The sequence below is a fragment of the Mesorhizobium sp. M7A.F.Ca.CA.004.04.2.1 genome, from assembly GCF_004022825.1.
GTDB lineage: Bacteria > Pseudomonadota > Alphaproteobacteria > Rhizobiales > Rhizobiaceae > Mesorhizobium.
In genome coordinates this window covers 1-1,823 of the sequence record NZ_RZPH01001133.1, presented here as the reverse complement: position 1 = coordinate 1,823, position 1,823 = coordinate 1, and the positions used below count along the sequence as shown (strand labels likewise).

Genomic DNA, 1,823 nt, shown 5'->3' with positions numbered 1-1,823 from the left:
GGCGAAACGCATGCGATGCTCGGCCTGCTCGGCCATTCCACCAGCTTCGCCAAACGCAAGATGAACCTCGGCTATCGCGAGGCGCGGCTGCGCGCCGATTGCCCGCTGGGCTCGGCTGGGGCGCTGATTCGCGGCCACGAATTCCACTATGCGCAGATGACGGCCACCGGCAATGACGAACCGCTCGCCGACCTTGCCGATGGCCAGGGCAATCCGATAGGCGCCTCGGGCTACCGGCGCGGCCATGCCAGCGGCACCTTCTTCCATGCCATTGCGAGGGGCTAGAGCATGAAGTTCAGGAACCTGGCTCTTTCCCCACGGCAGGTCGTCGACGACACCGCGCTTTGCCTGGTCTTCTTCACCCGTCTGCCGCTGCCCGTCTTCGATTTTCGCGGCCGCAGCCTTGCCGCCGCAATCTGGGCAGCCCCCATCGCCGGACTTGTCGTCGGCCTGATCGGCGCCATCGTCTTTGCCACGGCCGAACGGTTTGGCCTGGCCATGGGGCCAGCGGCGGCCCTTGCTCTCGTGGCAACCGTGCTCACCACCGGCTGCCTGCATGAGGACGGGCTGTCCGACGTCGCCGACGGCTTTGGCGGCGGCAAATCACGCGGCCGCAAACTCGAGATCATGCGCGACAGCCGCATCGGCGCCTATGGTGCCATGGCGCTGGGCCTGTCGCTGCTGATCCGCTGGAGCGCGCTGTCGGAGTTCGTCGATCCCACTCAGGCCCTCTTCGCCCTCATAGCCGCACACGCGGCCTCGCGCGGCCTGCTTGGCGCCTTCATGCATCTCTTGCCTCCAGCGCGAGTCGATGGCCTCTCGGCCGATGCCGGCACCGTCTCGCAGGAAACCGCCATCGCCGGCGCCGTGCTCGGCGCGATCCCGCTGCTCCTGCTCGGGCTCGGCGGAGCCATCTTCGCGCTGATCCTGCTTGGCCTGCTGTTTGCCGCGTTCCGCGCCCTTTGCCTCAACCAGATCGATGGCCAGACCGGCGACACGATCGGCGCCTTGCAGCAGGCAAGCGAGATCGCGGTGCTGCTCGTCGCTTCCGTAGCGCTTTCCTGATCCCCTGGCCTGATTCTCTTGGCCTGATTCCTTTTCGGAGACTTTGCCCCCATGCCCTTCAAATCCCTTAGTGAATTGCGCGCCGCCTGCCTCGACCTACCGGCCGGCAGCGATGCCGCGGCCAATGCGGTCGCCCGCCGCCAGGACACGCTGACCAAGCCGCAAGGCAGCCTCGGCCGGCTGGAGACCATCGCCGCCTGGCTGGCGCGCTGGCAGGGCCGCGACATGCCGAAACTCGACCGCGTCAAGGTTTTCGTATTCGCCGGCAACCATGGCGTCACCGCGCAAGGCGTGTCGGCCTATCCCTCGGAAGTCACCGTGCAGATGGTGGCGAATTTCGCCGGCGGCGGCGCCGCCATCAACCAGCTTGCCCGCATGGCCGGCGCCGAACTCGATGTCATCCCACTCGATCTCGACCATCCGACTGGCGACTTCACCCAAGTGCCGGCGATGGACGACAAGGCATTTCTCGCGGCTGTCTCCGCCGGGTATGACGCCGTGACAAACGACCTCGACCTGATCTGCTTCGGCGAAATGGGCATCGGCAACACCACGCCGGCCGCCGCCATTTCGGCTGCCCTGTTCGGCGGTGGTGCTGAAAAATGGACCGGACGCGGCACCGGCGTCGACGACGCCGGCCTCAAGCGCAAGGTGGTCGCCATCGAAGCCGGGCTGAAGCGTCACGCCGCCGCCCTTGCTGACCCGCTCGCTCTCGCTGCCGCGCTTGGCGGCCGCGAACTCGCCGCCATCTTCGGCGC

General features: G+C 67.3%; 2 protein-coding genes and 1 pseudogene. All 3 read left to right on the top strand.

All coding sequences use genetic code 11. The features are described from left to right. Window positions 1-285 (top strand): annotated as a pseudogene (locus EN893_RS32135) (cobyrinic acid a,c-diamide synthase); the annotation flags it as partial. 3 nt (window positions 286-288) lie between these two features. Beyond that, window positions 289-1,065, top strand: coding sequence for an adenosylcobinamide-GDP ribazoletransferase (gene cobS, locus EN893_RS32130; RefSeq protein ID WP_127268501.1), 777 nt, complete (start codon window positions 289-291; stop codon window positions 1,063-1,065). A gap of 51 nt (window positions 1,066-1,116) precedes the next feature. Further along, window positions 1,117-1,823: nicotinate-nucleotide--dimethylbenzimidazole phosphoribosyltransferase (locus EN893_RS32125; protein WP_128362099.1), on the top strand; the 707-nt coding region annotated here is incomplete at its 3' end.

What these genes read in the sequence shown, in the direction of transcription:
- cobS (WP_127268501.1), top strand. Translation starts at nt 289, where the DNA reads ATGAAGTTCAGGAACCTGGCTCTTTCCCCACGGCAGGTCGTCGACGAC.